This window comes from Methylophaga sp. UBA5088 (assembly GCF_002414625.1).
GTDB lineage: Bacteria > Pseudomonadota > Gammaproteobacteria > Nitrosococcales > Methylophagaceae > Methylophaga > Methylophaga marina.
The window spans coordinates 3,232-4,832 of record NZ_DIAC01000025.1; the positions used below are offsets into that span (position 1 = coordinate 3,232).

The following is a 1,601-nucleotide window of genomic DNA, read 5'->3' on the forward strand; positions in this document are numbered from 1 at the left end:
TTGCGGACACGCTTTGGATATCTCCTCAGGACCGACGACATAACTCTCAACCCCAACATGTTTATTCACTTCAGCACGCCAGCGCATAGTACGCATCGCTGATTCGGTGTGAGCTAACGTGAAGTGACCACGTGTGGAATAAAACAGGTTCAGGTCTAACTCTTCTGATAAGTCTTCGTACATTTTGACGCTGGCATCGTAGAAGTTAACCCCTTCCGGCGTCAGATAATTTGAACGAACGATGGTGGTATTACGGCCAGTATTGCCGCCACCGATATAGCCTTTTTCTAATACGGCTACATTGGTAATGCCATAGTCTTTGGCTAAGTAATATGCCGCCGCCAAACCATGTCCGCCGCCACCGATAATCACGGCATCGTAGGATTTCTTAGGTTCAGTACAGTCCCTAAAAAAGCGTGGTGCCGGGTGTTCACTACTCAGACCATATTTTAATAGCCCTAATGGCATTCTTAACCTCCACTCGTGATGCTCTACTACTAAAGGGGTAGTTCAATCTAACCCTTTCTAGGTAAACAAAATTTCATGTGATGAAACATGGTTCTATTTACTCATGCTGAAAAAAACATGTCAATAACTTTGAAACTTTTTTTCACAATAGGAAACATTAAAGCCGGATAAATAAAAAAACCTCAGGTATAATCAGGCAGAACAGCCTAAAAGAAGATGGAGTATTCTTGCCGTGAGCAAACAGCAACCAATCGTGACGACTGAAACTGCGACACATCAGTCCTTAGATAAACATCTGGGAAATACGCTACGCCATATTCGCACTGAAAATGGATTAACCATTGCGGATGTCGCTATGCGAGCCAATGTCAGTCGCGGTATGTTGAGTAAGATTGAGAATGGACTGACCTCACCCAGCCTGGAAAAACTGGAACACCTTGCCAATGCTCTTGGTGTAAAGCTCTCACGGTTATTTCACGATTACGACACGCCGATGGGCGGTGCTCAATATGTGAAGAATGGCGAGGGAATGGAAGTGGTTCGCCGCGGTACCAAGAGTGGTCATACCTATCAACTATTAGCGTATGACACCGGCCCGAAAAAACTGTTTGAACCGTTTTTGATTACCTTAAATGAAGAAAGTGAAGTCTTTGATCCCTTTGAACACGCCGGTACTGAATTTATTTATATGCTGGAAGGGAAACTGGAATACACCGTAGGTGATGAGCGTTTTATTCTTGAGCCAGGTGACTCTCTAACTTTCCACGCTGAGCAACCTCACCGACCGGAAACAAAACTCAAAATGCCAATTCAGTACTTAGCCATCATCTACTACGATAGTCTTGATGACTTTGAAGACGATAGTTACAAAAGCTAGTTTTTTAAGTACTCAGGTTCAGTGTAAAAAATGGCTTACTTTCTAATATTGGGCTGTAGTGTGGTAAGGCCAAGCTAATAGTTTTTAACCTAAGCCCATATATCTTCATGCACTAAATCAATCATACCAATCGAGTCTGACCCTGTACGATCCCCACAAAAATTATAGCGTTTCAAACAAGTAAGCACTTGATAAATGAAGTGCCCTGACAGACTTCATAAATTCTCTTATCTTCAATTTCGCATATTTATCAGCA

General features: G+C 42.7%; 2 protein-coding genes. One reads left to right on the forward strand and one right to left on the reverse strand.

Annotated elements, in window-relative coordinates:
- A partial coding sequence (locus B4K20_RS03035; RefSeq protein ID WP_289281836.1) for an FAD-dependent oxidoreductase occupies positions 1 to 468 on the reverse strand: 468 nt, incomplete at its 3' end.
- A gap of 232 nt (positions 469 to 700) precedes the next feature.
- Between B4K20_RS03035 and B4K20_RS03040 the strand changes: the two genes are divergently transcribed.
- Complete coding sequence (locus tag B4K20_RS03040; protein ID WP_289281837.1) at positions 701 to 1,345, forward strand: helix-turn-helix domain-containing protein; 645 nt, start codon at positions 701 to 703, stop codon at positions 1,343 to 1,345.
- Positions 1,346 to 1,601 lie beyond the last annotated feature (256 nt).